17 protein-coding genes and 2 tRNA genes are annotated in these 17,582 nt (G+C 35.3%); 16 read left to right on the top strand and 3 right to left on the bottom strand.

Annotated features, from left to right (window positions below; translation table 11 throughout):
• Window positions 1–348: 348 nt before the first annotated feature.
• The 11 genes from EKM81_RS09825 (at window position 349) to EKM81_RS09775 (ending at window position 11,399) form a co-directional block, all read left to right on the top strand.
• The gene (locus tag EKM81_RS09825) at window positions 349–1,038 is read left to right on the top strand and encodes a hypothetical protein (protein ID WP_125651226.1); all 690 of its coding nucleotides are present in this window, start codon (window positions 349–351) and stop codon (window positions 1,036–1,038) included.
• Window positions 1,022–1,612: a hypothetical protein gene (locus EKM81_RS09820; protein ID WP_164509291.1), complete on the top strand. Its 591-nt coding sequence runs from the start codon at window positions 1,022–1,024 to the stop codon at window positions 1,610–1,612. The genes EKM81_RS09825 and EKM81_RS09820 overlap by 17 nt, the downstream gene beginning before the upstream one ends.
• Window positions 1,609–2,703, top strand: a complete 1,095-nt coding sequence (locus EKM81_RS09815; RefSeq protein WP_125651222.1) for a YveK family protein — start codon at window positions 1,609–1,611, stop codon at window positions 2,701–2,703. Before EKM81_RS09820 ends, EKM81_RS09815 begins: the two co-directional genes overlap by 4 nt.
• A 2-nt stretch (window positions 2,704–2,705) precedes the next feature.
• Window positions 2,706–3,533 carry a glycosyltransferase gene (locus tag EKM81_RS09810; protein ID WP_125651220.1) on the top strand — a complete coding sequence of 276 codons (828 nt, stop codon included), beginning with the start codon at window positions 2,706–2,708 and terminating at the stop codon, window positions 3,531–3,533.
• On the top strand, window positions 3,530–4,252 hold the full coding sequence (locus EKM81_RS09805; RefSeq protein ID WP_125651218.1) for a glycosyltransferase family 2 protein: 723 nt from the start codon (window positions 3,530–3,532) through the stop codon (window positions 4,250–4,252). The genes EKM81_RS09810 and EKM81_RS09805 overlap by 4 nt, the downstream gene beginning before the upstream one ends.
• Before the next feature lie 99 nt (window positions 4,253–4,351).
• Window positions 4,352–5,221: a glucose-1-phosphate thymidylyltransferase RfbA gene (gene rfbA, locus EKM81_RS09800; protein ID WP_125651216.1), complete on the top strand. Its 870-nt coding sequence runs from the start codon at window positions 4,352–4,354 to the stop codon at window positions 5,219–5,221.
• A gap of 16 nt (window positions 5,222–5,237) precedes the next feature.
• Entirely contained in the window at window positions 5,238–5,819 is a 582-nt protein-coding gene (rfbC, locus tag EKM81_RS09795) for a dTDP-4-dehydrorhamnose 3,5-epimerase (RefSeq protein ID WP_125651214.1), read from the top strand.
• 116 nt (window positions 5,820–5,935) lie between these two features.
• Window positions 5,936–7,378 carry a flippase gene (locus EKM81_RS09790; protein ID WP_263853336.1) on the top strand — a complete coding sequence of 481 codons (1,443 nt, stop codon included), beginning with the start codon at window positions 5,936–5,938 and terminating at the stop codon, window positions 7,376–7,378.
• Window positions 7,332–8,264, top strand: coding sequence for a glycosyltransferase family 2 protein (locus tag EKM81_RS09785; RefSeq protein WP_164509289.1), 933 nt, complete (start codon window positions 7,332–7,334; stop codon window positions 8,262–8,264). The genes EKM81_RS09790 and EKM81_RS09785 overlap by 47 nt, the downstream gene beginning before the upstream one ends.
• 21 nt (window positions 8,265–8,285) lie before the next feature.
• A complete protein-coding gene (locus EKM81_RS09780; protein WP_125651210.1) occupies window positions 8,286–9,176 on the top strand; it encodes a glycosyltransferase family 2 protein in 891 nt (296 codons plus the stop codon).
• 387 nt (window positions 9,177–9,563) lie between these two features.
• Window positions 9,564–11,399 (top strand): LTA synthase family protein, encoded by a 1,836-nt coding sequence (locus tag EKM81_RS09775; RefSeq protein ID WP_125651208.1) that lies wholly within the window; start codon window positions 9,564–9,566, stop codon window positions 11,397–11,399.
• 176 nt (window positions 11,400–11,575) lie between these two features.
• Here the strand turns inward: EKM81_RS09775 and EKM81_RS09770 are convergent.
• The 3 genes from EKM81_RS09770 to EKM81_RS09760 all read right to left on the bottom strand — a co-directional run bounded on the left by EKM81_RS09770 (window position 11,576) and on the right by EKM81_RS09760 (window position 12,633).
• A tRNA-Gln gene (locus EKM81_RS09770) sits at window positions 11,576–11,647 on the bottom strand.
• Window positions 11,648–11,654: 7 nt separating this feature from the next.
• Window positions 11,655–11,735: transfer RNA gene (locus EKM81_RS09765), tRNA-Tyr, on the bottom strand.
• A gap of 73 nt (window positions 11,736–11,808) precedes the next feature.
• Window positions 11,809–12,633 carry a metallophosphoesterase gene (locus EKM81_RS09760; RefSeq protein ID WP_125651206.1) on the bottom strand — a complete coding sequence of 275 codons (825 nt, stop codon included), beginning with the start codon at window positions 12,631–12,633 and terminating at the stop codon, window positions 11,809–11,811.
• 111 nt (window positions 12,634–12,744) lie between these two features.
• Between EKM81_RS09760 and EKM81_RS09755 the strand changes: the two genes are divergently transcribed.
• The 5 genes from EKM81_RS09755 (at window position 12,745) to EKM81_RS09735 (ending at window position 17,437) form a co-directional block, all read left to right on the top strand.
• Complete coding sequence (locus tag EKM81_RS09755) at window positions 12,745–13,464, top strand: hypothetical protein (RefSeq protein ID WP_125651204.1); 720 nt, start codon at window positions 12,745–12,747, stop codon at window positions 13,462–13,464.
• A 57-nt stretch (window positions 13,465–13,521) separates the two neighbouring features.
• Window positions 13,522–14,568: an LTA synthase family protein gene (locus EKM81_RS09750; protein ID WP_125651202.1), complete on the top strand. Its 1,047-nt coding sequence runs from the start codon at window positions 13,522–13,524 to the stop codon at window positions 14,566–14,568.
• A 113-nt stretch (window positions 14,569–14,681) separates the two neighbouring features.
• The gene (proC, locus tag EKM81_RS09745; RefSeq protein WP_125651200.1) at window positions 14,682–15,476 is read left to right on the top strand and encodes a pyrroline-5-carboxylate reductase; all 795 of its coding nucleotides are present in this window, start codon (window positions 14,682–14,684) and stop codon (window positions 15,474–15,476) included.
• A gap of 102 nt (window positions 15,477–15,578) precedes the next feature.
• A complete protein-coding gene (gene nagA, locus EKM81_RS09740) occupies window positions 15,579–16,721 on the top strand; it encodes an N-acetylglucosamine-6-phosphate deacetylase (protein ID WP_125651198.1) in 1,143 nt (380 codons plus the stop codon).
• A 14-nt stretch (window positions 16,722–16,735) separates the two neighbouring features.
• Window positions 16,736–17,437: a GntR family transcriptional regulator gene (locus EKM81_RS09735; RefSeq protein ID WP_125651196.1), complete on the top strand. Its 702-nt coding sequence runs from the start codon at window positions 16,736–16,738 to the stop codon at window positions 17,435–17,437.
• Window positions 17,438–17,582 lie beyond the last annotated feature (145 nt).

Raw genomic sequence — 17,582 nt, 5'->3', positions numbered from 1 at the left:
AAAGTTCAAAACACCAGCCGAAGCTTTTGAAAGAGAAGTCAAGCGTGCTCGCAAGGTTCATACTGCTTAGCTTTCTTCAATTGAAACTCACTGAAACCTTTCCGCCAGCTGTCTTCGCCTGCGCTGGCTAACTTGCACTTGCAATTCGCGATGAACAAATTTATTCAAAAAATTAATTAGCAAAAGAATCAGCAATAAACATAGTCCGTGAACATTTTAAACAACTTGGCTAGGATTACGGGTAAACTTTTTATATTTTTTATTATTAAGGTAATTGATCATTGCTTTTATTTTATGGGCAGTTTTAGTATTATTAATTACATTGAGTGTAAAGGAGGAGGCCAACTTTTGCGGAAAATTAATCAAATAGCAATTGTGCTTATTTTGTTATTACAAGTTTCGTTTTTTTCTCTAGGGCACACATCGGCAACAATGTTTCTGATTAATTCCTATGTGTATAAGACATTAACAATCTTTTTCATCATCTTTTTAATCGCTATTAATCTGATTTTTAATTTTGACACCGCTAATGAAGTTCGTGAGTATCATTTTCTAACCTTAATGATTGGCTGGTTTGTAATTTATCTTTTCATACTATGGGGTTCACAGATCGTTTACAATCAAGGATTAGTGACGACATTAAAAAATAGCTATATTTACTTTATGATAGCCCTATATTTTTTATTAGTATTATTCTATAACGATCAGAAAAGTTTTGACTTTATTTTGAAGAGTGTCAGTTATATCGGTGCTGTCTACTCCCTTATTCTGATTGTTCAAGCATTTTTAGAAAGGGAGGGCATAGTCTTTTTGGATTTCGAAAATTACGGTTTAAATCCAATTTATGACAGTTTTGGTCCAATTTTTCACTTTATTCGTATTGCCGGACCAGCAGATTTTATTTCTTTTGCATTAGTAGTCACAATTATAAGATTCTTAATTAATCGTTCTAGGTATTCTATTCTTGGTTTGTGTATGATGATTTTAGATTATATATATAGTTTTAGTTTCTGGAACACGAATGTATATGATTATTGATTTTATCCTGTTGGCATTGTTTGTCTTAACCATAATCTATCAACATCATCAAACCTTTGTTTATGCTGCTACTACCTGTGGCATAATTGCAATTATTGCAATTATGCCTAAGATAATCCAAAGCTTTGTTGGTGGAAAACGCGGGCTGAGTTTTGAGATTAGAACGAACGAAATCAATTATTATTTAGAGAAGATTACATATAATCATTGGTTTGGTTTAGGCTTCCCTGATTCGAAAAGGTATGATCAGTTAATTCATGGACCATCAAGTACTCATTTAGCGACGGTGAATGCAAATTATTATTTAGAAGATATTGGTTTTTTAGGAGTAATATCAGTGTTCGGCTTTTTAGGAATTGTTGGTTTAGTCTGGTTTCTCATCAAATTATTATCAGCGTTTATTAGAAGTCAGTATAAACGCGAGTTGCTATTAATTATTGTTTATTTGGCAACAACCGTGGGGACACTGTCATTATTGGATCCTCAGAGAATTTTTTATTTGTTCACATTGATATATATAATTGAAATTTTAGCGAAAAGCAAAATTGGTAATAATTTGGAGGAAGTATTATGAATATTTCAGAACAAACACAAACAATAAAAAATTTAGCAAAAAACTTAGTTAAGTCCTGGCGAGTTTTTGTCATATTCTTGGTTTCTTTAACTTTAATATTAGGTCTAGGGAGTTACTGGTATGGGCATCATCAGACTAGTACAGTGACGTATAAGGCGACTAGTAAGATATTGATAACACCAGATAAGAAGAAAAATCTTGATGGCGGTAATTTACAAGTTTATCTAAATACCGAAAAAACAATTATTGGTTCAGATAAATTTAGTAGTTATTTGGGTAAAAAGCTGTTTAATAAAAATATTGCAAAAACTCGGAATATTGACTATCAAGTTGAAAGCGAAAATGGTACTTCCATTATTTCAATTCATACTGTCGATAGTAACAGCTCTGATGCGCGGAAGATTGCCAATGGAATCAGTAGAGAAATTATTAAAAATCCAAAAAATATTCTTCAGGGTGGATCTGCAGAAATAATTAGCACTAACATAGTTACTCAAGTCGCAAGTTCACGCAGCTTAAAGAAACTTTTGATTCTGTCAATTGCGATTGCTTTAATTATTAGTTTAATTATTACTTTTATTTGGGCATTTCATCGTGGAAATATATACGACTCGACAATTTTGGCTCAAGCATTTAAAACATCTGTAATATATAATGTGCATGATGAACATGCTTTGGAAGATGCGTTTAATAAAATATTTCGGAGAATTACGCAGTTATCATCAGAAAAGGTTCTTGATTTATCAATACTATATTTTAATGATTCTCAAAATTTTGTGCCAACGTTGTTAAAAGTTTTAAATGATAAACAAATTAATCCATCAGTTTACGTATACACAAATGATGAGATTACAACTAAAAGTGATTATGTACAGCAATTGAAGATAAATGATCTGTACGAAACTAATTTTGAAAAACCTAAAATTGATTTAATAGATTGCTCAGATGTTGTTAATAGCGGGTTGGGTTCATATGAACTAGTGATTGTAAAAGATGGCATGCTTACTAAAAAGCAATTAGCAAAATTACAGATTGAAATTGGCCAGGTACCAAATAAAAAAATGTTCATTATTTATTATAGTGGGTTATAATTATGGCAAAATTAACCGTGATAGTGGTCACTTATCAAAGAGATTTTCGAACAACACCAAGTGCTGCAGTGTTACTTCAATATGCCCAACAAGAAAAGATAAATTTGATTGTTTTTGATAATAAATTTGTTGGCAAAAAAATAACTGGTATAAATGTGGTGAATATTCAAAGTAGTGAAAATCTTGGTTTGGCCAAAGCGTATAATTTTGCGTTTTGTCAGAGTAAAAAGGCACAGTCAAAATGGTTGCTGCTATTAGATCACGACACAGAAGTGAGTCAGGATTATTTAGAAAGAATTTTAAATAGCGCTCAAACAATGACAAAGGCTATCTTGCCCTTTGTTGTCAGCAAAAATACTGTAGTATCTCCTTTGATTGCGAGTAAATATATTTCGTTACGCGATAAGAATATACCAAAGCCAGGAACTTATAACGGGGAGCTAATGGCAATTAATTCTGGTAGTGTTTTATCAGTAGCGGCCATGGACGAGATTGGCGGTTTCAACGAAAAATTTCCGCTAGATTTTTTAGACCATTGGCTTTTTTGGCGACTAAATCAATTAAAAAGTTTAAATTATTATTTGATTGATGAAAAAATTGGTCATGATTTGTCCGTTCAATCACCGAATAAAATGAATTTTGATCGCTATATTGGTATTTTACAAGCCGAAGAAATTTATTATACGGAATATAATCGTGTTCAAAAAGAAAATTATGTTAAAAATCTTAGGTTAAGGGCAGCAAAACAATTTTTAATCATGCATAACCGAAAATTTTGGCGGGCAACGGTGCACCAATATTTTACTTTTAGGAGGGAATTGAAAAAATGATTTCAGTTTGCATGGCCACGTATAATGGTGCTAATTCAGTTAAACGACAGCTGGATTCTATTTTAGAACAGCTTCCCTCTGGCAGTGAAATTGTTATTGTAGATGATGGGTCTACAGATACGACCTTGGAAATCACTACGAACTTGCAGGGAACAAGTACTATTGATATCCGAGTATTCGTCAACAAAACAAATATGGGCCCGATTAAAAGCTTTGAAAAGGCGCTGAGTTTTGCTAGGGGTGACTATATTTTTCTATCCGATCAAGATGATATTTGGCTTTCTAATAAGGTTTCTGAGGTGATGCAAGCCTTTCATCAGGGCGCCGACTTAGTTGTTCATGATGGCATTGTAGTAGATGGTGATCTCAAGGTGATTGATCAATCTTGGAATCATTATAATCATAATGAGCTGAATCAAGGAATTGTTAACAACATTTTAAGAAATGGTTACACAGGTGCCATGATGGCAATTTCAAAAAGCTTGGTTCATTTGGCATTGCCCTTTCCAAATGATATTCCTATGCACGATCAATGGCTGTTTGCAGTAGCTAAATTGAACAAGTTAAAAGTAACGATTATTGATGAGCCTTTGATGCAATATGTTCGTCATGGAAATAATGTTACTGGAATGAAGAAACGACGTAAAATTGTAATGCTGCAAGATCGATTAACTTTAATAAAGCTAATAGTAAAGTATCGGTTAAATCGTAGTCATTAGCTTGGTACTTGCTTGTCTATCACTATCTAGTACTTTATACTATAGAGGTAGTTTGTCATTTATGAGTTCTATATAATTTGTATAAGGGGTTGTTTTGAGATGAAAGGTATCATTCTTGCTGGTGGTTCAGGAACCCGTTTGTATCCAATCACTCGGGCTTTGTCGAAACAATTAATTCCGATTTATGATAAGCCAATGATTTACTACCCAATGTCTGTTTTGATGTTGGCGGGCATTCGCGACATTTTAATTATTTCAACGCCGACTGATACACCACGTTTTGAAGAATTATTTGGTGATGGTCATGATTTAGGTCTAAATATTGAGTATGCTGTTCAGGAAAAACCGAACGGGCTCGCTGAGGCTTTTGTGATTGGTGCTGATTTTATTGGCAACGATTCGGTCTGCTTGATTCTTGGTGATAATATTTATTATGGTGGCGGATTGTCCAAAATGTTGCAAAAAGCGGCTGCCAAAGAATCTGGCGCCACTGTCTTTGGTTATCATGTTAATGATCCAGAACGCTTTGGTGTGGTTGATTTTGATGAGAACATGCATGCTAAATCAATTGTTGAAAAACCAGAACACCCCGCTAGCAATTATGCAGTGACTGGTTTGTATTTCTATGACAATCAAGTGGTTGATATAGCAAAGAATATCAAGCCATCACCTCGAGGCGAATTAGAGATTACTGATGTTAATAAGGCTTATCTTGAAAAGGGCGAGCTGGACGTCGAGTTAATGGGGCGTGGTTTTGCATGGTTAGACACCGGTACTCACGAATCACTTCAAGAAGCAAGTAGTTTTATTGCCACGGTTCAAAAACGGCAAAACTTAAAGGTTGCTTGTCTTGAAGAGATTGCCTATCGCATGGGTTATATTGATAAAGACAAAGTCATTGAGCTGGCGCAACCACTTAAGAAAAATGATTATGGTCAGTATTTGTTAAGATTAGTATCAGAAGATTAAAAAAGAGGCTATTAAATTGGGAAAGTTAAAAGTTACGACAACAAAATTACAAGACGTTAAAATCATTGAACCAGCTGTTTTTGGTGATAATCGTGGTTTCTTTACAGAATCATACTCAGAACGCGATTTTAAAGAAGCTGGAATTAATATTGATTTTATCCAAGATAATCAATCATTATCAGCACAGGCTGGCGTACTCCGTGGTTTACACTTCCAACGTGGTAAGGCTGCTCAAACTAAATTAATTCGGGTTGTCACTGGTGCTGTCTTAGATGTTATTGTTGATGTCCGTAAAGGTTCACCAACATATAAGCAGTGGGAAGGTTATATCCTTTCAGCTAGTAATCATCGCCAATTGCTAGTACCCAAGGGTTACGCCCATGGTTTTGTAACGTTGACTGATAACGTCAATTTCTTATATAAGTGCGATAATTATTACAATGCAGAAGCTGACGGTGGCTTTAAGTTTAATACTCCTGAATTAGGAATCAATTGGCCAATTGATTTTGATCAAGCTATTACTTCAGAGAAGGATGCTAATCAACCAAGCTTTACTGAATTTGAAAAAGACAATCCATTTGTTTATGGTGAAATTTAGTGTGGCAATTGTTCGAAATAATTGTTGTTAAAACAGAAATAAAATAGCAGTATAATAAGGCGATGCTTGTTTAGCATTGCCTTTTAACTTATTTCAGATGAAGTGAGGAAATTTAGTTGATATTTAATTACTTGTACAATATGGTCTATCAAGTTTTTGTACTAATTGTGCCCTTGATTACAATGCCATATATTTCTCGGGTTATTGGTCCGACAGGTGTTGGTGTTAATACTTACACATATGCTATGACGCAATATTTTGTGTTATTTGCAACTTTGGGTATTAATTTGTATGGTAGTCGTGAAATAGCCTATCAACGTGGTAATAAAGAAAAACTTAGTAAAACATTTTGGGAAATTGAAACATTATTAATGACAACGGCCATTATTGCCAGCCTTGCATTTTTAGTGTTTCTGAGTTTTCCTAATAAATATCGACTGTATTATATCGCCCAGGGTGTTGCAATCATTGCAGTTGCATTTGATATTTCATGGTTTTTCATGGGAATTGAGAATTTCAAAGTGACTGTGACGCGAAATATTCTCGTGAAGGCAATTTCGCTAGCTTGTATATTTATTTTCGTTAAGAGTAAAGATGATTTATTTATATATATTTTGATAACTTCGCTGTCAATCTTGTTTGGTAATATTACTCTTTGGCCGTATCTGAAAAAGCATGTTGAACCGATAAAGTTGTCTTATTTACATCCTTTGAAACATTTAAGACCCTCGTTGGTTCTATTTGTACCTCAGATTGCAATTAATATTTACGCTATTCTAAACAAGCCAATGCTAAAGATTTTTAGTTCGGTTGAATCGGCAGGCTTTTTTGACAGCTCAGATAAAATTGTTAAATTATTGGTTGCCTTGCTAACCTCATTGGCGACGGTTGTAATGCCCCGTGTAGCAAATAGTTTTATTCGCGGCGATAATAAACAAATTGAGCGATTGTTGACGAAGAGTTTTGATTATATTTCGTTTTTATCGATTCCGTTGATGTTTGGTATTGCAGCAGTAGCAAGAGAATTTTCAGTTCTCTTCTTCGGAAAAGCCTTTTACTCAGTAGGTGACATTTTATTAGTTGAGTCAATGGTTATTCCAGTAATTGCCTGGGCGAGTATCACGGGTAATCAATACCTATTACCAACTAATCATAATAAAGAGTATACAATTTCCGTGATTGCAGGTGCAGTAGCAAATTTGCTATTAAATGTCCCACTTATTATGTACTGGGGAGCAGTGGGCGCCGCAATTTCAACGATCATTTCCGAACTAGTTGTGACGACAATTCAACTTCATTTTGTTAATCGTGAATATAAAGTCAGCAAACTGTTCAAGGGGATTTATCGATATCTATTATCCGGTGTAGTCATGTTCGGGATTGTCTATGTATTAAGTAGTCGATGGGCACTTTCAGTTAAACATTTAATTATCGAAGTTGTTCTTGGCGCGGTCATTTATTTCGGATTATTATTAATTATGAAAACACCAATATTATATGAAATTATTCATCGTGGATTGGACAGGTTTAACCAAATCAAGGGGGGGAAGGCTCATTAAATCTAAAGTGTCTATTATTATTTTAAATTATAATAATTTTGCCGATACCATCGAGTGTCTTAAAAACGTTCGTCAAATTGATTATGATAATTTTGAGATAATCATTGTAGATAATCATTCAACGGATCATTCGATCATGGAGCTTAGAAAATCTATACAATCGAATGAAGTATTACTGCCAGCACAGATAAATTATGGGTATGCTGCGGGAAATAATATTGGTATTAAATATGCACTAAATCAAGGAACTGATTATTTGTGTATTTTGAACAATGATGTAGAAGTTGATAAGCATTTTTTGACGGTTATGGTTGATACACTTGAAAAGCACACTGAAATTGGCATTGCTGGGCCTAAAATATGTGATTATTACGATCGAAATCGTATTCAATCCGCTGGTGCTATGGTGAATATGAATTTGGGTCGTGCTACTGATTTGTATAAAGGCCAAAAGATTAGTGAAGTTTCTCAAAAAATACTTTCTTGTGATTATGTGGGCGGGGCGTGTCTTGTTGTGCGCGCCAGTGCAATAGACAAAGCTGGATTAATACCCGAAAATTATTTTCTTTTCTATGAAGAAAATGAATGGTGTGCACATTTTAAGCAGCATGGCTATCAGGTGGCCGGCCTAACTGAGGCTACTGTTTGGCATAAGGGTTCCCATACAATCGGTAAGATAAGTGGCTTATCTGAATATTTTATGTACCGTAATTTGGTTATTTTTATCAAGCGTAATGGTAATCTAAAAAATAAGATTATTTTCAATTTATATTTTATCGCTTTCTGTTTGAAGTCGCTTTTTACCAAGAAGAATGGGATTCGTTTTTTTAAGTATTATTGTGATGGACTTACTGGTAAGAATAGTTATCAGTATTTGCAAAAGTAGAAAAGTGAGGTTTGTTCTCAAGTGAATTTAGTAAGTATTATCATACCTGTATTCAATGGTGAAAAGACGATTGAACGTGCAATTAATTCTTGCTTAAACCAAACTTATCAAAATATTGAAGTTTTAGTGGTAGATAATTGTTCAACAGATGAATCCAAAAAAAAAGTTGCCAATTGTATGAAACGTGATAGTCGAATCAAATTATTGGATTGCCCAATCAAAGGACGTAGCAGAGCGAGAAATGTGGGTTTGGATCAGGCAAAAGGAGATTATATTCAGTTGCTTGATGCAGATGACGTTTTAGCAGTGGATAAAATAAAAACTGCTATTCAGTTTTTTGAAGAAAATCCAGAAGTATTGGCATACTCGACCGCCGTACAATACGTAAAAGGTGATGATACTTGGACAATTACTCCGAGCATTAGTTTTAAGAATGAATTGCTGGTTCATAATATTTTTCCAATCAATTCAATTATTTATAAAAGCGTTTCAACCAGATTTAAATCTGATCTTGAGTATGATGAAGACTGGTTATTTTGGGTTGATTTATTTTATACACAGTTACCACTGCCGAAAATTGACCCAACAATTGGTGGGAGCGTTTATGTCACTGGTGTCAATACCATGAGCAATACTGCATTAATGCTATATTATGAAGTTATTGTTCGTGGGATGATCAAACAGTCCTATCCAAAAAACAGCGTAAAAATTTGCGTCAGTGATTTAAAAAAATCAATTACGGTACATGTTTTATATAGTCAAGACAAAATTAGCAAGCAAGAATTAATTGATGCAAGTCGCTTCTTTGGCTCAATTAACTTAGTAGCGCGCTGTTTGATTAAATTACCTGGTATTGGACGTCGCTTGATTGATCAAGTAAATAATTTAATACAAAAAGAAAATTTCAAATAAAAAAGCAATATTAATTATGATGTAATGTCAATCATATTTATCTTCTACTACTTGATAAAAAATTATCTCAAGTGGTAGATTTTTTTTGAAAAAAACGGCTTTACTGCTTTCTGAGGATCTACTGATGTTTTGATAATATTGTAGTCAGTTTATTTTAAATAAGTAATTTACTATGAATTAGCATAAACTACTTAATTGCCAATTAGATTAGAAAACTAGAAGAAAATGCGTTATCATAAATAATGACTTTATTTTTAGTTTTGTAAAAAAATGTGGTTACAAGTCTACCTCACATATTATTAATATCAATAAAGTCTCTCTGACTAGTTTCTGGTTATAAGCTTTATATTCGCGTTGTATTACAAGAGAAGGGATTAACGAAAAGCCATGATATATATTAGTTTTTTTATTGCATATGTGAGCTTAGTCTTACCGCTTATTTTTGCATTTATTAAGAAAGATGTTAAAAAGGTAAATTATTTATTGCGTTGCTTGGCAAATTTGATTTTTGTTCTATCAGGTATTATTTTGATTTTTAAATACTTTTTTAAATTGCCAATTTTCGGAAATACACAAAGCCCGTTTGACTTTCCTTTTACAATGAAGTTTATATTCGCACTGATGGTCGCAGAAATAATCATTATTTGCGCTGAGCATTTTTTGAGAATATCTAGGATTTTTGAAATTGAATCAATTCAACTTTCAAGTAAAAAAGCCTATGTGCGAACAAGTTTGTATACTTTTTTAGTTTTTGTTGCAATTCTGGTTTTCTTATCTAGTAAATGGACCACTGGTTTTTTTGGACAGTTGTATCCAAAAGGACTGCTTTATCCGGAACAAATCATTTATAATTTAACGCAGCCGATGGAGGGAACGGATCAAGGTTTCTTTGTGGCTTTTTTGAGTGGACCACTGTTGAAAAGCATCATGTCTATATTTATTAGCTTTCCAATTTTACTGATTTTACTTAATAGTAAATTTACCATATTTAAAACTGGTAAAGTATTTTCACGCGTGTTTGTGTCATTAGTCGTTTTAACGAGCGTTTCTTTAATTGCTTTTGCTGCAAATAATATTGATGCAATTGGATTTATAAAGTATTTCACATCATCCTCTGACTTTATTGAAAAAAATTATGTTTCTCCTACCACTACAAAAATTACTTTTCCTAAAAAGAAAAGAAATCTGATATATATTTACGTTGAATCTTTAGAAGCGAGTAGTTTAGATAAAATGACTGGTGGTCAAATGCAAACTAATCTTCTACCAAAACTAACGCAGTTATCAAAAGATGGCATTAACTTTTCTGATACTAATAAATCACTCGGTGGTGCACACCAATTTAGTGGAACGGGATGGACAATTGCTGGGATGGTTGCGCAAAGTTCAGGATTACCGCTGAAAGTTCAAGCTGCGGAAAATAACTATGGGCTTAATTCGAATAACAAATTCTTGCCTGGAGCAACGACGTTAACTGACATTTTAGCCAAAGAGGGTTATCAACAAAAGCTGTTGGTAGGATCCGATGCCACATTTGGTGGTCGTCGTTCTTTTTATACTCAGCATGGAAATGTTAATATTGATGATCTTTTAACTGCCAAACAATTAAATCGAATACCCAGTGATTATCATGTTTGGTGGGGTTATGAAGATTCAAAGCTTTTTAAGTATGGTAAGGATGATCTTAATTCGTTTGCTGCAAGTGATAAACCCTTCAATTTGACAATGTTGACTGCCAATACTCATTTTCCTGATGGTTATCCAGAAAAAAATATGCCACAAAAATATAGCAGCCAATATTCTAATGTAATAAATTATACAGATACACAGGTTACTGATTTTGTTCGATGGATTCAGAAACAACCATTTTATGATAATACAACGATTATAATTCAAGGTGATCATCTGTCGATGGATGAAGAATATTTTACTTCTCAGAACGTGCCTATTAATGACAGAAGAACTTTTAATCTTATTTTAAATCCGCAGGTAGATACCCATAACATCAAAACAAAAAACCGTACTTTTGGGACTTTCGATATGTTTCCCACAACGCTTGCGGCGCTCGGTGCTAAAATCGATGGTGATAAACTTGGTATCGGAACTAATCTTTTTTCGGATAAAAAAACACTTGCGGAAAAATATGGTTTTCAAAAAGTTAACGATCAGTTATCGCTTAAGTCAAAATTTTATGATTTGAAAATTAATTCAGAGAAAAAATAGATTAATAAAATTATATTAAAAATTAGCCTACTCTTGATATTCCTAAAAATATTAAACTATAAGGCGTTGTAATATTTGAAGCAGATGGACGACTTGTCTTGAAGCTTCTTTTTCTGTATCATCAATTTTTGAGTATAAAAAAAAGCAGAGGTGAATTAATCACTTCTGCTTTTTTATTGGGCTAGCTGGATTCGAACCAACGCATAACAGGATCAAAACCTGTTGCCTTACCGCTTGGCCATAGCCCAATGAAAGTGGAGGAGAGTGGATTCGAACCACCGAACCCGAAGGAGCGGATTTACAGTCCGCCGCGTTTAGCCTCTTCGCTACTCCTCCGTTAGCACTAACCGACTTAAATATAATAACGAAAAATCGACTTCATTTCAAGTCAATTTGCAAATATTTTGCGTTAAATTACTAAAACTTTCAAAGTTCGTTGCCATTCGGTTAAAAAATCTGGTTGTTGCCACTCAAACGCACGACGGACACCATAGCCCAGAGGTTGGTGAATATAAGTTGTATTGGCAATTGTTTGAGGCAAGTTTCTAATGTGTAAATGACCGAAGGCGGTGTACTGAACTGGATATTCTTCAATTAATTCACCAAGACGCTTGCTGCCAAGGAGGGCATTGACTATTTGCCAACGAGGATGATCTAACTGATCAAAAATAAAGTTTTGCTGAGGGACAAAATGGGTCAGGAATACAATTTTATCGTGATTTTCCCTAGCTGTTTGAAAGTCAGCAGTAACTTGCTTTAAAACAATTTTCATGCGCTCTTGATCGTTTAAAGGCGAATCAATTTTTTGATCAACCCAGAATGATTGTTTCCAATGATTAATTTCAGGGGCTGTTTTTTTGCTTAGCTGATCGGGAAATGAGTAGTCATACCAGCCATTATTGCCAATAATACTTAAATGTTTCTCAGGAATGCGGAGGGTACGATGATGCAAATACTGGGGGTGCAAATTTGTTCGTTCCAGTTCCTGATAGGTGACGCCGTTTAACATGTCATGGTTACCGGCGATAAAATATACTTTTGTGGTCGAACCAACTTCTTGCTGTAGTCGTTCGACGTAATTTACCGATTCTTCAAAGTTATTGAATAAATCGCCAGTTATAAAGTAGTAATCGATATTTTTCTGAACAAGATATTCTGCTTGTAAAGGAATAATTGAATCGAGATCAATCCGATTAACATCGAAATGATTATCACTTGAAATCGCTAGTTTCATCTGCTCACCTGTCTATAAGTTTTTTTGAGTGGACATGATAGATTTAATGAAATATGTTATTCTAATTTATATATTAATTTGTAGATAAAAATAATAGAGGAAGATGCTAACGTGATCTATATTAGTTATTTTACGATATTTGTCGGAGTATTACTGCCATTAACCTTCATGGTAAAAAAACAAAATATCATTGCTAGTACTTGGCTGGTGAAACTTTTATTTAACCTACTAATCAATGTTGTTGGAACTTTGCTAACGTTTAAATTAGTTTGGCAAAAAGCAATTTTTGGTCCTAAAAGTCCCTTTGACTTATTATTTACGGTTGAATTTCTAGTAACAGTTGTTGTCATTGAAGGAATCATTCTTGTGGTCGATCACTGGTTACATCTATCGAAATGGCTAGACGTTATCAGCATTGATGCAATATCTGCTAAGGCATGGGTTAAATCAATTTTAGCTAGTGTTATTGTAGCTTTGACTGTATTCTTAACTACAGCCAGTTATTGGACCACTGATACTTTTGGCTTATTAAATCCAGAACAAATTATTTACAATTTGAAACAGCCCATGGAAGGGGCCGATCAGAGCTTCCTTGATTCATTCTTAAATGGCCCACTTCTATTAACACTAATGACTTTGGTTACTTTGTTACCAGTATTCTTAGTGCTTTTTAATACTAAATTTCGTGGTTTACCGAAGCCTAGAATTGTACGTTGGTCGCTAGCCGGATTAATTGCGGTTACGAGCGTTATCTCATTAAGTTTTGCTGCGAATAATATTAATATTGGTGGCTTTTATCGGTACTTCACTGCCTCATCAACGTTTATTTAAAAAAACTATGTTTCTCCTAAAGATACGAAGTTAACTTTTCCTAGTAAGAAACGCAATCTGATTTATATTTATGTCGAGTCACTGGAATCAACGAGTATTGATAAACAGAACGGTGGTCAGATGGCAGCCAATCTTTTACCAAAATTGACGGAACTATCAAAAGCGGGCATTCATTTCTCGGATACTTCCAAGGAATTTGGTGGTGCTCATCAGTTTAATGGGACTGGTTGGACAATTGCCGGAATGGTAGCGCAAACTTCTGGATTACCATTGAAGGTTCCCGTACAAGGCAACGATTACGCCAATAGTAAGGACGATAAATTTTTACCTGGTGCGACAACATTAAATGATATCTTGGCTGATGAGGGTTATCAACAAACAATTTTAATGGGTTCTGATGCAACTTTTGGTGGTAGGCGTTCTTATTTTACCCAACATGGTAATGTTAATATTGATGATTATCTGCAAGCAAAAAAAGATAAACGTATCCCTGAGGATTACAAAGTTTGGTGGGGCTATGAAGATTCAAAATTATTTAATTATGCTAAGGAAGATATAACCAATCTGGCATCAAAAAATCAACCTTTTAATTTTACAATGTTAACGGCTAATACGCATCATATCGGGGGCTTTCCCGAGAAAGGTATGCCACAAAAGTATGATAATCAATATTCAAACGTGATTTCTTTTACTGATACGCAATTAGCCGAATTTATTACTTGGTTACAGCAACAATCTTTTTATGATAATACCACTGTAATTATTCATGGTGATCATTTGTCCATGGACGCTAATTACTATAAGAAATTAGGAATAAAAGATAGTAAACGTCGGACTTTTAATTTAATTTTGAATGCACCGGTAGAAGATGCTATCGAGATTAAAACTAAAAATCGCCTATATGGTACCTATGATTTATTTCCAACCACGCTTGCTGCTTTAGGCGTTAAGATTAAGGGTGATCAATTAGGTTTAGGAACTAATCTCTTATCTAACAAAAAAACAATTGCCGAGAAATATGGATTTAGTCACGTTAACGATGAATTGGCACAATCATCGAAGTTTTATAATGATACGTTTATGTATGCAAAAAGTAATAATTAGCTAATTTTATGACGATTGATTAGGATTATTAAGAGAAAATAATCCTAATCAGCCGTCTTTATTTATTTTATGTTAAAATTGGTCTATAACGATTTATCAGGAGGTAGTAAGCCATGAAATTAGGATTTATTGGTGTTGGTCATATGGCCCAAGCAATTATTTTAGGATTAATTAAGGCCGAGGCGATTGCATCAGCTGATATTTTGGTCCATGGTGGCCATTTGGCTAATTACCAAGACTTTGCCAAAAACAACAACTTACAAATCATGACCGATAATCAGGCGGTCGTGGAAAAAGCTAATGTAGTTATTTTAGCCGTCAAACCACAACAAAAAGCGGCGGTTCTGGCAGATTTAGTTGATTTATTTCAAAAAAGACAGAAGCCTCTATTCTCATTATTATCAGGTGTTAGTTTAGCTGATTTGGCAGCAATTGTTGGCGAACAAGTACCAATTGTCCGCGTCATGCCCAACTTGAACGTTCAAATCAAACATGGAATCACTGCGTTAGCAGCCAATCAAAGTGCGCAAGAAAAAGCTTTACCAGTTGCTCAGAATTTATTTGGTGCGATTGGGTCGACGTTACCACTGGCTGAACAGGATTTCAGCACTTTTGTAGCTTTGGCGGGGAGTGCACCAGCTTTTGTTTACCTGTTTATTGATGCTTTAGCTCATGCCGGTGTCAAATATGGTCTGACGAAAAAGCAAGCTGTGGCGATTGTCTCGCAAATGGTGGCTGGTAGTGCGCAACTGGTTCAAGAGAGTGAGCAATCACCTTGGGATTTAGCTGATGCCGTGGCTTCACCTGGTGGCACGACAATTGCCGGGTTGCTGGCGCTTCAGGAAGCTGGTTTTGAGCCTGCAATTACCAAGGCTGTTGACGCAACAATTGCCAAGGATTCTGAATAATTATTTTTTGCTATTTTATTGAGTTTTCTTAACGATTGAAGTTTGCTTTTTTGGTCTATACCACCTATACTGTTATTGGAATACTAATAAGGAGATGTCTTCATGAGTGCAAAAGTTTTAAAGCATGCAAAAATCTACACCGGTGATCAAGTAATTGAGGATGGCTACATTCGTTTTGATAAACAAGTCTTAGCTGTTGGTCCTGTTTTTGAATATAAAGCTGAGGCTGATGACGAAATTCAAAATGTTCAAGGAACAACCATTATTCCTGGTTTTATTGATGTTCATGCCCATGGTGGTTATGGTTATGATGCCATGGATGGCGATCCTGACCAAATCGACACGATGGCAACTAAAATGATGCGTAACGAGGGTGTGACAACTTTATTTGCCACAACCATGACACAATCAAATGATAACATTGCTCATGCCATGAAGGGCGTTAAGGCAGCCGCTGCTAAAAATCCAATTATTAAGGGCGTCCATTTGGAAGGTCCTTTCATCTCACCAGTTTACAAGGGTGCTCAACCAGAACAATATATCAAGGATCCAAACGTTAAATTATTAGGTGAATGGAACGAATTATCTGGCGGCTTAGTTAAGCTAATTACTTATGCCCCAGAAGATCCAGGTTCAGCTGCTTTTGAAAATTATTGTATCGCCAATGGTATCGTGCCTTCAGTGGGTCACAGCAATGCCACTCGTGAACAATTATTGAACAGTAAAGCGACCCATGTCACTCATTTATACAATGCCCAACGTGAATTTAAGCATCGTCAACCTGGTGTAACTGGTCATGCCATGTTGGAAGATAACATGCATGCTGAATTGATCTGTGATGGTTTCCATATCGTTCCTGATATGATTCGTCTTGCTTTTGATCAAAAGGGTGCTGACCGAATTGAATTGGTCACTGACTCGATGCGTTCTAAAGGGATGCCTGAAGGCGAAAGTGAATTGGGTGGTCAAAAAGTTTTTGTCAAAGACAAGCAAGCACGTTTGGCTGATGGTACTTTAGCTGGTTCAGTTTTACAATTCATCGATGCTTTCAAAAACATTCAAAGCTTCACTGGTTGCTCAATGTATGAAGCTGTTTTAATGAGCAGTGTTAACCAAGCTGAAGAATTCCATTTGGATCATAAAGGAATTCTTGAAGTTGGTCGTGATGCCGACATGAACTTGATTGATCAAGATATGAACTTAAAAGCAACTTACAGCTATGGTAATGAGAATCATCCAGAATAGAGAGGCCGTTGTCAGTGGATTCACCTGTATATATTCAAATTCATAATCAAATAAAGCGGGATATTGAAGCTGGCGTCTGGAAAGTCGGCGATCGAATTCCTTCAGAGCGGGCCTTATCCGCTCAATTTAAAGTGAGCCGCATGACATTACGTCAAGCATTACAAACATTGGTTGAAGAAGGTATTCTTGAACGTCGTGTCGGTGCTGGAACTTATGTAGCCCGTCAGAAAGTTCAAGAAGTGATGTCGGGCACAACTAGTTTTACAGAAATCATGCGCTCCCAAGGAAAATTTCCCTCAAGTCAGACCATTTCTTATCGGATGGCTAGCCCTTCGTTAAGCGAGCAAGAGCGGCTTCATTTGCAAGAGAATGACCGCGTGGTACGGATGGAACGTATTCGGTTAGCCGATAGTGTGCCCATTAGTTTTGAAGTCACCACGATCCCAGCTAGTATGGTCAAGGACTTTAGTCGCGCTGAAGTGACCGACTCTTTTTACGCCACGATGGAGCAAAAGGGTGGCTATCAGATTGGGGCGGCCAAACAAACGGTCACAGCAACCTTAGCATCTGAAAATATTGCTGATTACCTAGACTTGAAACGCGGCGATCCAATTCTGCGTTTACGCCAGATTACTTATTTGTCTGACGGTCGTCCGTTTGAGTATGTGCGGACACAGTATGCTGGTGAACGATTTGAGTTTTATTTAGAGAAATAAACAAATATTGAAAGAATGCTTCAAAAGTAGAAAATTTTTTAATTTGAAAGTTTTCTACTTTTTTTGTGCCCGAATTGTCAAATCAAGTGCAACACTTTCGACCTATTCTTAGTTATTGGTCTAGTTAATCGAAGTCTGGCAGAAC

Origin of the sequence: Lapidilactobacillus gannanensis, from assembly GCF_003946675.1 — a bacterium.
Taxonomy (GTDB): domain Bacteria; phylum Bacillota; class Bacilli; order Lactobacillales; family Lactobacillaceae; genus Lapidilactobacillus; species Lapidilactobacillus gannanensis.
This window is presented reverse-complemented; position numbering and strand designations above follow the sequence as displayed.